Source organism: Phocaeicola faecium (genome assembly GCF_014837055.1).
In the GTDB taxonomy this organism is placed as follows: Bacteria; Bacteroidota; Bacteroidia; order Bacteroidales; family Bacteroidaceae; genus Phocaeicola; species Phocaeicola gallinarum.
Genome location: NZ_JACSPQ010000006.1, coordinates 73941 through 91886 on the forward strand (window position 1 = coordinate 73941; position 17946 = coordinate 91886).

10 protein-coding genes are annotated in these 17946 nt (G+C 47.2%); 8 read left to right on the forward strand and 2 right to left on the reverse strand.

The genetic code is table 11. The annotated features are described in order from the left end of the window. Positions 1 to 18: 18 nt before the first annotated feature. Entirely contained in the window at positions 19 to 1461 is a 1443-nt protein-coding gene (wzx, locus tag H9626_RS07920; RefSeq protein WP_191710143.1) for an O-glycosylation flippase, read from the reverse strand. A gap of 20 nt (positions 1462 to 1481) precedes the next feature. Then, positions 1482 to 3524 carry a methionine--tRNA ligase gene (gene metG, locus H9626_RS07925; protein ID WP_178257249.1) on the reverse strand — a complete coding sequence of 681 codons (2043 nt, stop codon included), beginning with the start codon at positions 3522 to 3524 and terminating at the stop codon, positions 1482 to 1484. A gap of 696 nt (positions 3525 to 4220) precedes the next feature. Between metG and H9626_RS07930 the strand changes: the two genes are divergently transcribed. From H9626_RS07930 to H9626_RS07965, 8 genes are all read left to right on the forward strand, one after another. Next, entirely contained in the window at positions 4221 to 7382 is a 3162-nt protein-coding gene (locus tag H9626_RS07930; RefSeq protein WP_191710144.1) for a PL29 family lyase N-terminal domain-containing protein, read from the forward strand. A 77-nt stretch (positions 7383 to 7459) separates the two neighbouring features. After that, positions 7460 to 8014, forward strand: a complete 555-nt coding sequence (locus H9626_RS07935; RefSeq protein ID WP_191710145.1) for a hypothetical protein — start codon at positions 7460 to 7462, stop codon at positions 8012 to 8014. A 112-nt stretch (positions 8015 to 8126) separates the two neighbouring features. Further along, positions 8127 to 9242, forward strand: a complete 1116-nt coding sequence (locus tag H9626_RS07940) for an OmpA family protein (RefSeq protein ID WP_191710146.1) — start codon at positions 8127 to 8129, stop codon at positions 9240 to 9242. 148 nt (positions 9243 to 9390) lie between these two features. Continuing rightward, a complete protein-coding gene (locus H9626_RS07945; protein WP_178257253.1) occupies positions 9391 to 11205 on the forward strand; it encodes an alpha-L-fucosidase in 1815 nt (604 codons plus the stop codon). Positions 11206 to 11469: 264 nt separating this feature from the next. Further along, a complete protein-coding gene (gene mutS, locus H9626_RS07950; protein ID WP_178257303.1) occupies positions 11470 to 14049 on the forward strand; it encodes a DNA mismatch repair protein MutS in 2580 nt (859 codons plus the stop codon). 93 nt (positions 14050 to 14142) lie between these two features. After that, positions 14143 to 15405, forward strand: coding sequence for a glycosyltransferase family 4 protein (locus H9626_RS07955; RefSeq protein WP_178257254.1), 1263 nt, complete (start codon positions 14143 to 14145; stop codon positions 15403 to 15405). After that, complete coding sequence (locus H9626_RS07960) at positions 15398 to 16150, forward strand: glycosyltransferase family 2 protein (protein ID WP_191710147.1); 753 nt, start codon at positions 15398 to 15400, stop codon at positions 16148 to 16150. Before H9626_RS07955 ends, H9626_RS07960 begins: the two co-directional genes overlap by 8 nt. 321 nt (positions 16151 to 16471) lie before the next feature. Then, positions 16472 to 17941 carry a glycoside hydrolase family 125 protein gene (locus H9626_RS07965; protein WP_438616942.1) on the forward strand — a complete coding sequence of 490 codons (1470 nt, stop codon included), beginning with the start codon at positions 16472 to 16474 and terminating at the stop codon, positions 17939 to 17941. The last annotated feature ends 5 nt before the right edge of the window (positions 17942 to 17946 follow it).

Consider the following 17946-nt stretch of genomic DNA (forward strand, 5'->3'; position numbering starts at 1 on the left):
ATGTCTTCTATTATATGTTTATGCTTTCTTTTTCAATAAATATTGCAGGCTCTCTTTAAACGTTACCGAGCCGCTCGCCCAAAGAATAATGATATAAAGCGCGGCGGCGGAAAGTATTTTGGCAAGAGCCAGCAGGTAGATATTTTCTATCGGGCGGGTGATGAACGCCACGCCTGCCATGACTGCGGCGGCGATGATGCCGAACGAGAAAATATCTTTCAGGGCGTGGAAGAAGCCGAGGCGTATCTCGCGCCATACGAAGTAATGCCACACGCCGAGCCATGCTATGTTGACCGCTACATACACCGCAAGCATCGTGTGGATGCCGTAAGGGTAGAGCAGGTACATGGTTATCAGTTGCACCATTCCTTGTGCGATGGTGTTCCACATAAAGATGTTCGATTTCCCTTTGCTGATAATCAGATTGGTGTAGAGGTTCGTTACGGGGATGAACGCGCCGCCTACTGCCAAGAGTTGCAGGATGTGTGCGCTGGGCAGCCATTTGTCGGTGATGGCGATGGTGATGAGTTCCGGAGCCACGAGCGACAGCCCTAACATGGCGGGAAACGACATAAACGCCGTAAATCGGAGCATCTTCCGGAATACCCGTTGCTGGCGGCCGGTGTCGTCAGACACTTGGCGCAATACCGGCAGCGCCACGCTGTTTACCATGCCGCTGATGAGCGAGTGCCCCATCAGGTTCCATTTGTTAGCTTGATTAAACTGTCCTACTTCCCGTTCCGAGTAGTAACGCCCCAAGATGATGGAAAACAGGTTGTTGTTGATGTGTGTAAAGATGTTTGTTACCAATAGCTTGCTGCTGAAACCAATCATTCCTTTCAGCGGACGGAAATTAATGTTCCACGTGGGACGCCACGGCGAAAAGTAGAGGTAGCAGAGATTTACTGCCGCCACGTAAACGATGCTTTGGGTGGCGATACCCCAATAAGAAAAGCCTGTAAGGGCTAACACGACTCCTGCTATTCCGGAAACCGTCAGTGCGATGATAGAGGTCAGCGCCTTTTGTTTCACCATCAGGTTACGGAAAAGGTACGCGCTGTGTGAGATGCCTAAACTGGCTATCAGGAAGCCTAAAAACGAGTAGCGCGCCAGCGGAACCAGAACCGGCTGGTTATAGAAGCCGGCGATGAGCGGAGCGCAGAAAAACAGAATCAGATAGAGCGCGAGGCTCACGCCCGAACAAAACCAGAACACGGCGTTATAATCTTCGTGGCGTATGTCTTTCTTGTTTACTAATGCGGCGGTAAAACCGCTTTCTTGCAGCGAGCCGGCTATCAGCGAGAAAACGCTGAGCATACCCACCATGCCGTAATCGGTGTCGTTGAGGATGCGCGAGGTGATGATGCCGAATATCAGGTTCAGCAGTTGCATCGCCCCGTTGTTGATGCCTCCCCACAGGAGGCCTTTGGCAGTTTTGTCTTTCAGCGAGCGTTCCGGCATGGTGGGTTTTCAGCAAATCATTATTTTACTTCGCTTCCGGGTTTCACCTCTTTCAGCAGCGAAGTCACGGCGAGCGATCCGTCGAAGTTTTCGGCGCTCAGTATCATACCCTCGCTCACTAATCCGTTCTTGAATTGGCGCGGGGCAAGGTTGGCGATGAACAATACCTGTTTGCCTACCAGCTCTTCGGGCTTGTAGTGTTGGGCGATGCCGCTCACGATGGTGCGGTTTTCCAGTCCGTCGGCAATCTTGAATTTCAGGAGCTTCTTCATCTTGGGCACGTTTTCACACTCCAGTACCGTACCTACGCGGATGTCTAACTTCTCGAAGTCTTCGAACGAGATGACGGGCTTAATCGGGTTTGCCTTGTAGTTGGCAGCCTCGTTAGCCTTCTTCGTGTCGAGCAACTTTTGTACCTGAGCTTCGATTACGCTGTCTTCTATCTTCTCGAACAGCAGTTCCGCCTTGCCCAACTCGTGTCCGGTAGGCAGCAGGTCGGTACGTCCCAACTGTTCCCAGTCGAAGCTGTCTAAGTTCAACATCTTGCGCAGTTTTTCCGAACTGAACGGCAGGAACGGTTCGAAAGCGATGGAAAGGTTAGCCACTAATTGAAGTGCGATGTTCAGGATGGTAGCCACGCGGTTCATGTCCGTTTTGGCGAGCTTCCACGGTTCGGTGTCGGCAAGGTACTTGTTGCCGATGCGTGCCAAGTTCATTGCCTCCTTCTGTGCATCGCGGAACTTGAATACGTTAAGCAGCTTTTCTACTTCCGTCTTTACGTCGGCAAATTCTTTCAGCGTCTCGCGGTCGTAGTCGGTCAGTTCGCCGCAGGCAGGCACTTTCCCATCGAAATACTTGTGGGTAAGCACCATCGCGCGGTTCACGAAGTTACCGTAAACGGCCACCAGCTCGTTGTTGTTGCGTGCTTGGAAGTCTTTCCACGTAAAGTCGTTGTCTTTCGTTTCCGGAGCGTTGGCAGTCAGCACGTAGCGCAGAACGTCTTGCTTGCCGGGGAAATCGCGCAGGTATTCGTGCAGCCACACCGCCCAGTTGCGCGAAGTCGAAATTTTGTCGCCCTCCAAGTTCAGGAACTCGTTTGCCGGTACGTTGTCGGGCAGGATGTAACTTCCTTCGGCTTTCAGCATGGCAGGGAACACGATGCAGTGGAACACGATGTTGTCTTTTCCGATGAAGTGTACGAGGCGGGTTTCAGGGTCTTTCCACCATTTTTCCCACGAGTCGGGCAGCAGCTCTTTCGTGTTCGAAATGTACCCGATGGGCGCGTCGAACCATACATATAATACTTTCCCTTCAGCTCCCTCTACCGGAACGGGGATTCCCCAGTCCAAGTCGCGGCTCACGGCGCGCGGTTGCAGCCCCATGTCGAGCCAGCTCTTACACTGTCCGTACACGTTCGGCCGCCACTCCTTATGGTCTTCCAGAATCCATTTGCGCAGCCAGCCCTCGTGCTTGTCGAGTGGCAGATACCAGTGTTTGGTTTCTTTCATTACCGGTTTGCTTCCGCTGATGGCACTCTTCGGGTTAATCAGTTCGGTAGGCGAAAGCGTGCTTCCGCATTTCTCGCACTGGTCGCCGTATGCGCCTTCGGCATGGCAGCGCGGACATTCTCCCGTAATGTAGCGGTCGGCAAGGAAAGTATGCGCCTCCTCGTCGTAATACTGTTCCGAGGTCTTTTCGATAAACTCACCCTTGTCGTACAGCTTGCGGAAGAAATCGGAAGCCGTCTGGTGATGAATGGCCGAGCTGGTACGTCCGTACACGTCGAACGAGATGCCGAACTCCTTGAACGAATCTTTGATAAGCGTGTGGTAACGGTCTACCACGTCTTGCGGCGTAACGCCTTCTTTCTTGGCGCGGATGGTGATAGGCACACCGTGTTCGTCCGAGCCTCCTATGAAGAGCACGTCTTCTTTCTTCAGGCGCAGGTAGCGCACGTAAATGTCGGCAGGCACGTAAACCCCTGCCAAGTGTCCGATATGAACCGGTCCGTTAGCGTAAGGCAGTGCCGAAGTAACGGTGGTTCGTTTGAATTTCTTTTCCATATATTATATAAGAGTTTTGATTGCTTGGGTGTTTCGGTTACGTTGCGTTTGCAAAGTTAGTGATAATTTGCGACCTTTTTCCGCATCGGCAGACAAAAATAGCACCTCCGGAGCGGGGTAAAAATTCATGCGGATGCGTAAGCCGGTTCTACCGCAAGCGTTACCCGGTTCTACCGCATGTGTTGGGCAACGCATCCGCTTGCGTTTTCGGGTGTTCCGCAGGCTGTCCGAAGCCTATGGTTTGGGGCGGGAAATTGAGGCGGATGAGGCGGGTGTGCAATGTCCGCCCGACAGCATTTTTACACTTTTCTTTTTTTGTCTTTTCATATTTTTCTTTAAATAAAGAACAGTTGGAAGTTGTTGATTTGTAGGTTAATACATTTGATTTGTCAATACGTAAACTTAAATATACGCTTCGACAAACAGCAATGTATTAGCATAAGTTACATTTGTCCCCTGAAATCTTTGAAATAGGGGCAAAGACTGTTCGAAGCGAACGCAGGGAGACAAAAAGAAGCTATCTGATGTAAGCAACCAATCTCCATTTAGCATAAGATATTAAGTTCTCCTTCTTTCCTGTCAAACTGCGTTCCTTTTCTTTTACAGCACGCTTGCCGGATATGCAAAGATAGCAAACATAAAATAGAAGCAAAAGGTAAAGAATACATTATTAACTTTCTTAAATTATCTTTTTTTATGAACAAAAAATTTGTAGGTGCTCTTCTGTTGGGTAGTCTCATCATGGCGGGCGGAACATTCACCGGATGTTCTGATTACGATGATGATATCAACTCAGTAAACGAGCGTGTAGATGAAGTGAGAAGTACTTTAGAAGCACTTCAAACACAAGTCAACGAAGGTGCTACTATCAGTGGTGTAGAGAAAACCGACAACGGTGTAGTCGTTACGTTGAGCGACGGAACTACTTTCGAATTGACGAACGGTAAAGACGGCGCTGATGGTGCAGCCGGTACTCCGGGTTCGGTTATTACTATCGGTGAGAACGGTAACTGGTTTATCGACGGTAAAGATAGCGGATGGCGTGCACAAGGCGAAAAAGGTGAACAGGGAGAACAAGGTCCTCAGGGAGAACCGGGAACTCCGGGTTCAAGTGTAGCTGGTGGTATTTATTACTATCCGGGTACTGAAGGCGAATTTGAAGGTTTCTGGGTAAAAGTTGAAATCGACGCCGAAGGTAACAAAACAGAATCTAATTCAGGAGTTGCTTGGACGAACCCTGTTGCAGGCGGTGTTTCTGTTGTATGGGATATTTACAATGAAACTTTGACTGTTGATGGAGTAGAAGAAGGTACAGTAGTTATCAATTTGAGCAGAATCCTGAAAGCTTTGGTATTTGCTCCTGAATTGTATCTCGACGGAGTTGAAGCTACTAAATATGAATACCTTGATGGTAACTACGTAACTTTGGAAGGTCAAGTTGCCGGAGACTATTTCGATGAATTGAAAGGTGAAGTGGTTCGCTATAATATTCCTGATTTGAACCGTCCGGTTGCTGCCGGTGCTTATACCCTTGGTTCTAAGGATGAAGTGGTTTACCACATGAATCCGTCAAGCGCAGCTGAAGACGATTATAGCTATGAATTCTTGTATGACAATCCGGAATACATCTCAACACGTGCTAACGGTGCCGGTGTAAAGGTGAACTACCTTAACAAGGTAAAAGAAGACGGTGATTTGAAAGTTACTTACCAACTTCAAAGCCCGGAATTGTTGGCAGGTAAGGGTGGTGAACATACCGAATCTTCTAACATCTCTGTAATGGCTCTCGAAGCAAAGACTCTAAATGCAAGTGAAGAAAAGACCATTACTTCTGACTATGCAGCGCTTGTTCCGGTAGTTGAATCACTGCAAGCTATTGCATTCATCGACCATACTACATCGGAAAACCCTGCTTGTCCGAAAGATTTGTATAATACCGGTGAAGAAGCATTGAAGAATGTTGCTACTTTGGATTGGGAATACAATGGTGGAACATTGGATTTGAGCAAATTGTTGCAAGTTCACTACTTGTCTCAGAACTGGACATTGCCGACTTCAGGCGTACATCAGAGCATGGGTTATGATGAAGTTGTTAAAAGATATGGTTTGAAATGGCAATATCAAATGTTGCCTTACACTTTGGGTACAAACCAGACTTCTGAAAGCATGTACGGTATGGTTGACCAGAACACTGGTGAATTTACTCCGTGTATGGTAGTAGGTGAAAACGATGGAGCAGGTGATGAAACCGGAAACGGCAACATTACACAGCAACCTATTCCTGAAGGTTCTGATGAAGATGGTGTATCAGCTATCGGTCGTCGTCCGATTGTTCTTGTTACATTGGAAAATGAAGCCGGCGATATCGTTTTGGCAGGATACATTAAGATTAACATCACTCGTGAAATGAACGAAAAAGATGTAGTAGTTGACAGCTGGGAAGCTCCTTACGTATGCGACGGCTTCAGCAACACATTCTCTTGGGCAGACATGAGCGATGAAGTAATCGAAATGTTGCACATGAGTATCAAAGACTTCCGTGATGCTTACTCAATGGTTTCGGGTGAAACTTACATTAAGGACGCTAACAACGAAATGAAGTTAGTATCAGGTAACATCTATGGTACAATGATCGAACACAAAGATGCTCCAGTTCCGACTACGAACGATGTAGTAGAATGGGCTGGTAGTATTATCGAATTGGATAACATCATTGCTGCTGCTACGAACCGTGAGTTTACATTGTATGCTAAGTTCATCTCTAACAAAGACGGTGGTATCAACTATGTATACGTTGGAATGACTATCAAGGTTGTTAAAGCTCCTGAAGTAAAATTCGTTGAAAGAATTGACCGTTACTGGTATCCTGAAAGCTTGACTAATAAGGAAGAGAGAGATACAGTACGTATGAATGTACCGCGTCCTACTAATTCGGGTATTGGTTCATGGGAAGTTCTGGATTACTTCAAAGACATTGATGAATACTATGTAGGAAACCAAGTTCAGATTGTTCCGACAGATGCTGAACAGAATGCGTTCTATGATTTGACAACTTTGGGTACGAACTATTACTTCAGATTTGCTAAAACTCAAGACAATCTCGAAGGTCCTGATGGAACTACATATATCTTGACTGTAAGTCCGAGTGGTTCAGTATTGTATGCTAACGGTACTGCTATTGCTGAAATTAATCCGGCAACAGGCGTTTTGGATTACCAAGACAATGCAACCGCTAAAGAAGTATTGAACTTGTGGGGTCATGCTTATCCTAACACTTATGCGAAAGTAACTCTTGTTGCTACTTACGATTATTGTGACCTGCCTTTGGGTGATGAAACATTCAATGTTCGCTTCTTGCGTCCGTTGGATATTCTGCCGGGTAACGATGCTAACTTCATCGATGCACAGGCTAACGGTTCTACAGTAATCTTGGGTGACTTGTTCGGATTGAGCGACTGGCGTGATCAAGTATTGATCGTTGGTACAAGCGGTGCTTATACATCAGCTGTTGAAAACGGATGTCCGTTGTATGATTACTACCACATTGAAAGCATGAATGTTCTTTTGGACGAAGTTACTTGTAATTTGAACGGTTCATGGGCTAAGTTATCTCAGGTTGCTCCTGCAGTAGAATTGTCTGTATTCGATGCAAGAAATGGTAATCGCTATACAAGCGGTGTTGCAACTGTTGACATCAGCGGTGTAAGCGAATTGAATACTTCTTCTATCACTTACAGAAACAACGAAGCTAACGTTCGCGACTTCGATATGATTATCCCGGTTGAAATCGTATACGCTTGGGGTACATTGAAGGGTGAAATCAAAGCTCATGTTGATGCTACAATGGCTAATGAATAATAATCTTCCACGATTATAACTAAATGTAAAAGGTGTGCCCCGTATGGGTACACCTTTTATTGTCTTAACGAATCATTATGAATAAAGTAATAAAATTAATTTTGCTTGTTTCCGTGGTAGGCTGTCTTGCCTCGTGCGGCGGAGAAAAGGCGAAAGAAGCCGCGCGCCCCAAGTCACTGGGCGATGCGAAAGCCGAGTTTGCGGCTACACTTACCGCTGCCGACACATCGGCAGTGAAAACCCAAGCTACACGCTGCATGGAGCTGCTGAAAGCCGATAGCGTAGAACAGGCTATCGACATGCTTTATACCGTCGACGGTACGAAGCTCCGCAAGCTGTCCGACGAAGAAAAAGCAAACATGAAAAAACGTTTCACCCGTTTCCCCGTGGTAGATTATGCGTTCGAGTATCTGGCATTTGCCACTCAAGGAAACAACGATATGAAATATACTACGTATTCTCGCCTGCGTGCGGCAGATGAAAGGCCGTCGAAAGGTGTTTCGCTGATGTTTAACCCCGTCCGCATAGACGGACAGTGGTATCTGGCGATAAAAACCGCAGGACAGGGAAGCAAGGAAATCAAAACCCTTGCCGGCGACAGAGCTTTCGCCCCGGCAGAGGTTACTTTTTAAGGGAATCGTTTAACCTTTAAATGAATGTCTGTCATTCGTGTTTTCGGGCGTATGCGATACGCTCCTGCATGGGTGAAATGCGATATTCATAAACCTTTAAAACCATATAATTATGAAACTAAGAAGAGACTTAACCGCATTGGTGCTCGGACTGTGCGTTTCGGGTACGGCATTTGCACAGACCACCGACACGTCGAATCTTCGTATCAAGGAAGAAGGAAAAACCGTGTTTAATCCGCATTGGTACATGCAGGTACAGGCGGGCGCGGCGTTTACCAAAAGCGAAATCAAGTTTGGCGACATGATTTCACCGGCTGCCGCCATTTACGGAGGCTACCAGTTCACCCCGCTGTGGGGACTTCGTGCCGGCATCAGCGGATGGCAGGCAAAGGGTGCTTGGGTGTGTCCGCAGCAGATTTATGATTACAACTACCTGCAAGGAAACATCGATGCCACATTGGATTTGAGTGCGCTGTTCTGCCGCTACAATCCCGACCGTGTGTTCAACGCCTACCTGTTTGCCGGAATCGGCTTGAACGGTGCGTTCAACAACGACGAGGCGGTAGCGATAAACGACGCGGGCAATACGCTGGCATACCTCTGGCGGGATAACAAGTTCAACGTGACGGGCCGCATGGGACTCGGTACGAACATCCGCCTGAGCAAACGCCTTTACTTCAACCTCGAAGTAAACGGAAACGTACTTTCCGACAAGTTCAACTCGAAGAAGGCAGGAAATGCCGACTGGCAGTTCAACGCTTTGGCGGGATTCACCATCAAGTTCGGCAAGACCACCCGCAAGACCGAGCCGGTTTATTACGACCCGGAACCCGTTCCCGCTCCTCCCGCAGAGCCTAAGGAAGAACCGGTAGTGGAACAACCCGCACCGCAGCCGGTAGTGGAAAAGGTTACGACCACCGAAAACGTATTCTTCCGGATTGATTCGGCAACCATCCGCGAGAGCGAACAGGGCAAGGTGGACAAGCTCGCCGCATTCATGAAAGAACATGCCAACTGCAAGGTAACCATCTGCGGCTATGCCGACAAGCAGACAGGAACGGCGGACTACAACCTGCAACTCTCAAAGAAACGCGCCGAAGCTGTTGCCGCTGCACTGAAGGCGCAAGGTATTGAAGCCAACCGTATAACGGTAGACTATAAAGGAGATACGGAGCAACCGTTTGATTCTGCACGCCAGAACCGCGTAAGCATCTGTATTGCCGAATAAACATTTCTTTATCATGATGGGCGCGAGTGCGATGCGATATCGGATTCGCGCCAATTTATTTTCCGTGCGAAACGTTGCATACATGAAGCCGATTCGTTACCTTTGCTTTTCAGGGATATCCCGTTAACCAAGCTAAAAATAAAAAGTAATGAAAAAGCTATTATTACCCCTGCTGCTCTTCTTGGCAGGAGTGCCGACGATTCAGGCACAAGAAACGGAATCGTATTATGTAAAACATGTAACCTTTCCTACCGGAGCCACAGTAGAACAAAAGGTAGATATTGCTGCCCGTTTGGTTCCTACACCTCAACAGTTGGCGTGGCAGCAGCAGGAGTTGACTGCCTTCCTACACTTTGGTATCAATACATTTACTGACCGGGAGTGGGGCGACGGAACGGAAGACCCGAACCTGTTCAATCCTACGGAACTGGATGCCGACCAGTGGGTAAGAGTATTGAAAGAATGCGGCTTTAAAATGGTTATCCTGACAGCCAAACATCACGATGGCTTCTGCCTGTGGCCTACGAAGACCACGAAACATTCGGTAGCTTCGTCGGCGTGGAAAAACGGCAAAGGTGACGTGGTGCGCGAACTTCGCGATGCGTGCGACAAATACGATATGAAGTTTGGCGTATACCTCTCGCCGTGGGATAGAAATGCCTCCTGTTATGGTGATTCGCCGGCATACAATAAATTCTTCGTTGAACAGTTGACCGAACTCCTGACAAACTACGGGAAAGTACACGAAGTATGGTTTGACGGAGCGAACGGCGAAGGCCCGAACGGTAAGAAGCAGGAATACGACTGGGATACCTTCTACCAGACCATCCGTAAGCTCCAGCCCGAAGCTGTCATGGCGATTATGGGCGACGATGTGCGCTGGGTAGGCAATGAAAAAGGATTGGGACGTGAAACCGAATGGAGCGCAACCGTACTGACACCGGGAGTATATGCACGCTCGGCAGCCAACAAAAAAGCGCTTGGTATTTCTGAAACATCCTCCGACTTAGGTGGCCGCGATATCTTGGCAAAGGCAAACGAACTGTTCTGGTATCCTTCTGAAGTCGATGTATCCATCCGTCCGGGATGGTTCTATCATTCACGCGAAGATAATCAGGTAAAGAGCCTGAAACACTTGTCGGATATCTATTTCCGTTCGGTAGGATATAACTCCGTGTTGCTGTTGAACATACCGCCCGACCGCCGGGGATTGATTCACGAAGCAGATGTAGCCCGTCTGAAAGAATTTGCAGCTTACCGCAAATCAATATTCGCTCATAACCGCGTGACCGACGGAGAAGGGCTGAAACAGGTGGCTTCGGGCAAAGAACAAGTCTATACCCTGACTCCCGACTCTGTAATAAATGTAGTGATGCTGCAAGAAGACATTGCGAAAGGGCAACGTGTAGAAGCATTCTCCCTCGAAGCCCTTATTGACGGCGCATGGCGCGAAATAGCTACCGGAACCACCATCGGTTACAAGCGCATGGTGCAAATACCCGATATGAAGGCAGAGAAACTGAAAGTGAAAATCCTTTCTTCACGCCGCAATGCAAACCTGAGCCGTGTGGCTGCTTACTATGCAGCTCCCTTGCAGGAAGCCGTGGCGGAAAACAAATGGAATAACCTGCCGCGCGAATCGTGGAAATTAGTAAGCGAGACTCCGCTGGTTATTGATTTGGGCAAGAGCGTTACGCTGCAATCGTTTACATACGCACCCGAAGGCGCGCAGGCAAAGCCCGATATGGCGTTCCGCTATACCTTCTCGGTCAGCACAGACGGCAAGACATGGAAAACGCTGAAAGCCGACGGCGAATTCAGCAACATCATGTATAATCCGCTTCCGCAAACCGTAAGTCTCCCCGCCGGGACAAGTGCGCGTTTCATTAAGTTGGAAGCAACTTCTCCCAACGGTTCGAAAGCACACGTTAAGCCGGGTGAAGTAGGAGTGATGGTGAAATGATGTCATGCGGCAGAGATAAAAAAAACGCTGCATGGGCTAATAGGTAAGATTTTGATTTAAAATAAGAGCCTGTTTAAACTGCCTTATCGGGAGTTTAAGCAGGCTCTTACTGTTTGGCAGAGAAAAATTGCAGGGCGTGATTCTCGGCAAATCGCGGCAAAAAGCGTATCTTTGCCCGGTTGACAATGTTGTGATTGAATATCTAACCCCTAATAAAGAAAGGACTTAACTGTGGCAAAGGATAATGAGGTAGTATTGACCCCCATGATGAAACAATACTTCGACCTGAAGGCAAAACACCCGGACGCAATCATGCTGTTCCGGTGCGGTGACTTCTACGAAACCTATTCGGAAGATGCTGTATCGGCTTCCGAGATTCTGGGCATTACGCTGACCAAACGTGCCAATGGGCAAGGGAAGACCGTAGAAATGGCGGGTTTTCCACATCACGCGCTTGACACCTATCTGCCCAAACTGATACGGGCAGGACGTCGTGTTGCCATCTGCGACCAGCTGGAAGACCCGAAGACCACGAAAAAGCTGGTAAAGCGAGGGATTACCGAGCTGGTGACTCCGGGGGTAGCTATCAGCGATAACGTTCTTTCGTATAAAGAAAATAACTTCCTTGCCGCCGTTCATTTCGGTAAATCGGCGTGCGGCGTGGCATTCCTTGATATCTCTACGGGCGAGTTTATGACAGCCGAAGGTACATTCGACTATGTAGACAAGTTGCTGAACAATTTCGCTCCGAAAGAAGTGCTTTTCGAGCGGGGCAAGCGCGGCATGTTTGAAGGAAATTTCGGAAGCAAGTTCTTCACTTTCGAGCTGGACGACTGGGTATTTACCGAGACTTCTGCCCGCGAAAAACTGCTGAAACATTTTGAAACCAAGAATTTGAAGGGGTTTGGCGTAGAACATCTGACGAACGGCGTCATTGCGTCGGGGGCTATCTTACAATACCTCGATATGACCCAACATTACCAGATAAGCCATATCACTTCGCTTTCGCGCATCGAAGCAGACCGTTACGTGCGTCTGGACAAGTTTACCATCCGCAGTCTGGAACTGGTAAACAGCATGAACGAAGGAGGTACGAGCCTGCTGGATGTTATTGACCACACCATCAGTCCGATGGGGGCCCGCTTGTTGAAGCGGTGGATTGTATTCCCCCTGAAAGACGTGAAACCCATCAACGAGCGTTTGGACGTGGTAGACTACTTCTTCCGCGAACCCGATTTCAAGGATTTCGTAGAAGAACAACTGCATCGGGTAGGCGATTTGGAACGCATCGTTTCGAAAGCCGCCGTAGGGCGCATCTCGCCTCGCGAAGTGGTACAGTTGAAAGTGGCGCTGCAAGCCATCGAACCCATCAAAAATGCTTGCCTGAACGCTGATAACGAAAGCCTGAGGCGCATTGGCGAGCAACTGAATCCTTGCGTTTCCATTCGCGACAAGATAGCCAAAGAAATAAAAAATGATCCGCCGCTGCTGGTCAACAAAGGCGGGGTGATAGCCGACGGGGTAAACGAAGAATTGGATGAACTGCGTCGGATTGCTTATTCGGGGAAAGACTGCTTGCTCCAGATTCAGCAACGCGAAAGCGAGCTGACCGGCATTCCCAGCTTGAAAATTGCTTATAATAATGTGTTCGGTTACTACATCGAGGTGCGTAACACGCATAAAGACAAAGTTCCGGCAGACTGGATTCGTAAACAAACACTGGTCAACGCCGAGCGATACATCACTCAGGAGCTGAAAGAATACGAAGAAAAGATATTGGGAGCGGAAGATAAGATATTGGCGTTGGAAACCCGGCTGTATAATGAGCTGGTTATGGCACTGTCGGAATTTATCCCCGCTATTCAAATCAATGCCACGCAAATAGCCCGGTTAGACTGTCTGCTTTCGTTTGCCAACGTAGCCCGTGCAAATAATTATATACGTCCGGTTATAGCTGAAGACGATGTGCTTGATATTCATCAGGGAAGACACCCGGTAATCGAAAAACAGCTTCCCCCGGGTGAACGATACATTGCCAATGACGTTTATTTGGATACCGAGACCCAACAGATCATCATCATCACCGGCCCGAACATGGCAGGTAAGTCGGCTTTGCTCCGCCAAACGGCGCTCATCACGTTAATGGCGCAGATAGGTTGCTTCGTTCCGGCGGAAAGTGCCCATGTAGGACTGGTAGATAAGATATTTACTCGCGTAGGAGCCAGCGATAATATATCGGTGGGCGAATCGACCTTTATGGTGGAAATGAATGAAGCTGCCGATATCCTGAACAACCTCTCTCCGCGCAGCCTTGTCTTGTTCGATGAATTGGGGCGTGGAACTTCTACTTACGACGGTATTTCCATCGCGTGGGCTATCGTAGAACATATCCATGAACATAAGAGAGCCCGTGCGCGTACGCTTTTTGCTACCCATTATCACGAACTGAACGACATGGAAGCACAGTTCAAGCGCATCAAGAATTATAATGTATCAGTGAAGGAAGTGGATAACAAGGTGATATTCTTGCGCAAGTTGGAGCGGGGCGGCAGTGAACATTCCTTTGGCATACACGTGGCAAAGATGGCTGGAATGCCGAAAACCATTGTCAAGCGTGCCGGAGAAATCCTGCGCCAGTTAGAGTCGGAAAACCGTCAGGAAGGCATCTCCGTAACTCCCAAAACCGTTTCTTCGGATGGAGTGCAACTTAGCTTTTTCCAGTTAGACGACCCGGTATTGTGTCAGATACGCGATGAGATTCTGAATTTAGATGTAAATAATCTTACTCCATTAGAAGCATTAAACAAGTTGAACGATATTAAGCGGATTGTTCGCGGCAAATAGCGATTCGGTACGGATGTTTGAAAACTCTGCATATCCGTGTTTGTCGTGTAGAAAAAACTCCTAACTTTGCAAAAACATTCCAGATAGCTGAACATGAGGGTACTTATTATTAACACGACGGAGCGCATCGGAGGAGCGGCGATAGCTGCAAACCGACTGATGGAGGCGCTGAAAGACAATGGCATCAAGGCTAAGATGCTGGTGAGGAACAAGCAGACTGATCAGGTTACTGTCGTGCCATTGAAAAAGTCATGGAGAAGAATCTGGCAGTTTACGTGGGAGCGGATTGTAATATGGGCTGCAAACGGATTCAAGCGTGAAAACTTGTTTGCCGTAGATATAGCCAATATGGGTACGGATATAACTTCGCTTCCGGAGTTCCGCCAAGCCGATGTGATTCACCTTCATTGGATTAATCAAGGAATGCTTTCGCTGGGGGATATTCGCCGTATCATTGATTCCGGTAAACCGGTGGTATGGACGATGCATGACATGTGGCCCTTTACGGGCATTTGTCATTATTCCGGAAGTTGTGAAAAATATACAGGCGAATGTCATAATTGCGAATTACTCATAAAGTCTCACAAGCACGATTTGTCTTCGCGCGTGTATCGTAAGAAAGAAAAGCTCTATGCAGGGGCTAACATAACGTTTGTGGCTTGCAGCCACTGGCTGGAAGCGATGGCGAAGAAAAGCTCTCTATTGAGTGGACAGACTATCCTGAGTATTCCCAATGCCATTAATACGAATTTATTCCGTCCGCGTGCCAAGAAATTTGCCCGTGAAAAATTGAATCTTCCTCTTGATAAAAAATTACTTTTGTTCAGTTCGATGAAAATAACCGACAAGCGGAAAGGGATAGAATATCTGATAGAAGCCTGCAAATTGTTGTCACGCGACTATCCGGAATGCAGCAGCAAGATAGGAGTGGTGGTTATGGGAAAACATTCCGACCAGTATGATGCGCTGTTTCCGTTTCCTACTTACAAGATTGATTATGTAAGCAACGAAAAAGAGTTGGTTAATATCTATAATGCCGTCGACCTTTATGTTACTCCTTCTTTGCAAGATAATCTGCCTAATACGATAGTGGAGGCTATGGCGTGTGGCATTCCCTGCGTAGGATTTAATGTAGGGGGAATTCCGCAGATGATTGACCATTTGCATAATGGCTATGTAGCTCAATACCGTTCGGCGGAAGACTTGGCAAACGGCATTTACTGGACGCTAACCGAAGGCGATTATGAGACTTTGAGCGATGCGGCTTACCGGAAAGCGGTAACCACTTATTCAGAATCAATCGTGGCAGGACAGTATATTCGGATTTATAATCAGATAACAGGAAATCATGCATAATTTACACCGCGTACATCCGAAGTTTTCCATTATTACGGTAACCTATAATGCCGGAGCTGTATTGGAAGATACCATTCAGAGCGTGATTACTCAGTCGTATCGTGACGTAGAATACATCATTGTAGATGGTGGCTCGAAAGACCGAACGATGGAAATCGTAAATAAGTATAAAGAACATATCCAGACTGTAATCAGCGAACCGGATAAGGGTTTATATGACGCAATGAATAAAGGGATTCGGCTGGCTACGGGCGATTATTTGTGTTTCCTGAATGCAGGCGATGCTTTACACGAAGACGATACGCTTTTGTCGATGGTACACTCTATTACGGGGGCAGAATTGCCCGACGTTCTTTATGGTGAAACGGCTATCGTAGACGAGGATGGACATTTCTTGCGGATGCGCCGTTTGTCAGCTCCCGAAACACTGACGTGGAAAAGTTTTAAAGCAGGAATGTTAGTTTGTCATCAGGCATTTTTTGTGCGCCGTGACCGTGTGGTATTCTATGACCTGCGCTATCGCTTTTCAGCCGATTTCGACTGGTGTATCCGCATAATGAAACAAAGTACCAATTTGCATAACACCCATCTGGTACTGATTGACTATCTTAACGAAGGGATGACGACGCGGAATCATAAGGCTTCGCTTCACGAACGCTTCCGTATCATGTGTCGTCATTACGGTTTTCTGTCTACCGTATTCCGTCATGCGTGGTTTGTAGTAAGAGCTTTCATCAAGAAGTAAGCAGCCCGCTTTTGTTTGTCGAAAATGATGATATATGAGAAAAGCCGACGTACCGCAAGATACGCCGGCTCTATTTTATTGGGTAGCATGAAGTCTTTCTATCCGTATTGTTCCGTATAAGAAATTTATGTTGGCAAACTCGGTATATAGTGTTTCTTTAACGATGGATGACATGTATGTATACATTCTTGGCATGTATATATACAGAGTTTGCAACTTGGCTGTGCCTTGTTTTTTTATGTATTACATGATTGTCAGTTTTGGATATAGAAAGCCATATTCATTCACTTATCTTTGCTGTGCTTAAAAAATATAATGCCTATGAAAAACTCATTTTACGTAAAAAGTTTATTGTTGGGAACTGTTTTGGGGGGTGCTTTGATACCAGCAGATGGCTATGCCCTTTCCCTGACGGATACTTATCCGGTTGCCGTTTGTGAGAGTATCCGAGATTATGTATCACAACGCCCCGACCCGTCTAAACGCTTGTTTCATTCTGAAGCGGTAGAAGCCAAAATAAAAGAGGTGAAAAAGTTATTGACCAATCCTTATCTGAGATGGATGTTTGAAAATTGTTTCCCTAACACGCTTGATACTACGGTACATTATCGAACTCAAGATGGCGATGATGATACATTCGTCTATACAGGAGATATCCATGCCATGTGGTTGCGGGATTCGGGAGCTCAAGTATGGCCGTATGTAGATTTGGCAAACGAAGATGAGGCTTTGAGAAAAATGATTCGGGGGGTTATTCTCCGTCAGTGGAAATGTATCAATATCGATCCCTATGCAAATGGTTTTAATGATGGGGCAGTAGGCGGAGAATGGATGAGCGACAAAACCGATATGAAGCCCGAACTCCACGAGCGTAAGTGGGAGATAGATTCGCTGTGCTATCCTTTGCGGTTGGCATATCATTATTGGAAAACTACGGGTGATGCTTCTGTTTTTGGCGACTTATGGTTGGAGGCTATTCAAAATATCCTGATAACGTTTAAAGATCAGCAACGTAAAGACGGCCGCGGTTCTTACTCTTTCCAAAGAAAGACGGAGCGCGCTTTAGATACGATGACGAACGACGGTTGGGGTAACCCTGTAAAACCTGTAGGTCTGATAGCTTCTTCTTTCCGTCCTTCAGACGATGCCACAACATTTCAGTTCTTGATTCCTTCCAACTTCTTTGCAGTTACTTCACTGCGAAAAGCTGCCGAAGTTTTAGAGCAGGTGAATAAGAAGCCGGAATTGGCTAAGCAGTGTACCGATCTGGCAAATGAGGTAGAAACGGCACTGAAGAAATACGCTATCTACAATCATCCTAAATACGGTAAAATATACGCATTCGAGGTAGACGGATTTGGCAATCATCTGCTGATGGACGATGCTAACGTACCCAGCTTGCTTGCAATGCCTTATTTGGGCGATGTGGATGTAAACGACCCGATTTATCAGAACACGCGCCGTTTTGTATGGAGTGAAGATAATCCTTATTTCTTTAAAGGAAAAGCGGGGGAAGGAATAGGCGGTCCTCATATCGGTTACGACATGGTATGGCCCATGAGTATTATGATGAAAGCATTTACCAGTCAAGACGATGACGAAATCCGCTCGTGCATAAAGATGTTGATGAGTACCGATGCTGGTACGGGCTTCATGCATGAGTCTTTCCATAAAGACGATCCGTCTAAATTTACCCGTCCGTGGTTTGCATGGCAAAATACACTGTTCGGCGAACTGATTCTGAAATTGATTACAGAGGGTAAGTTAGAGGTACTGAACGGGATAGAGTAAGGAAC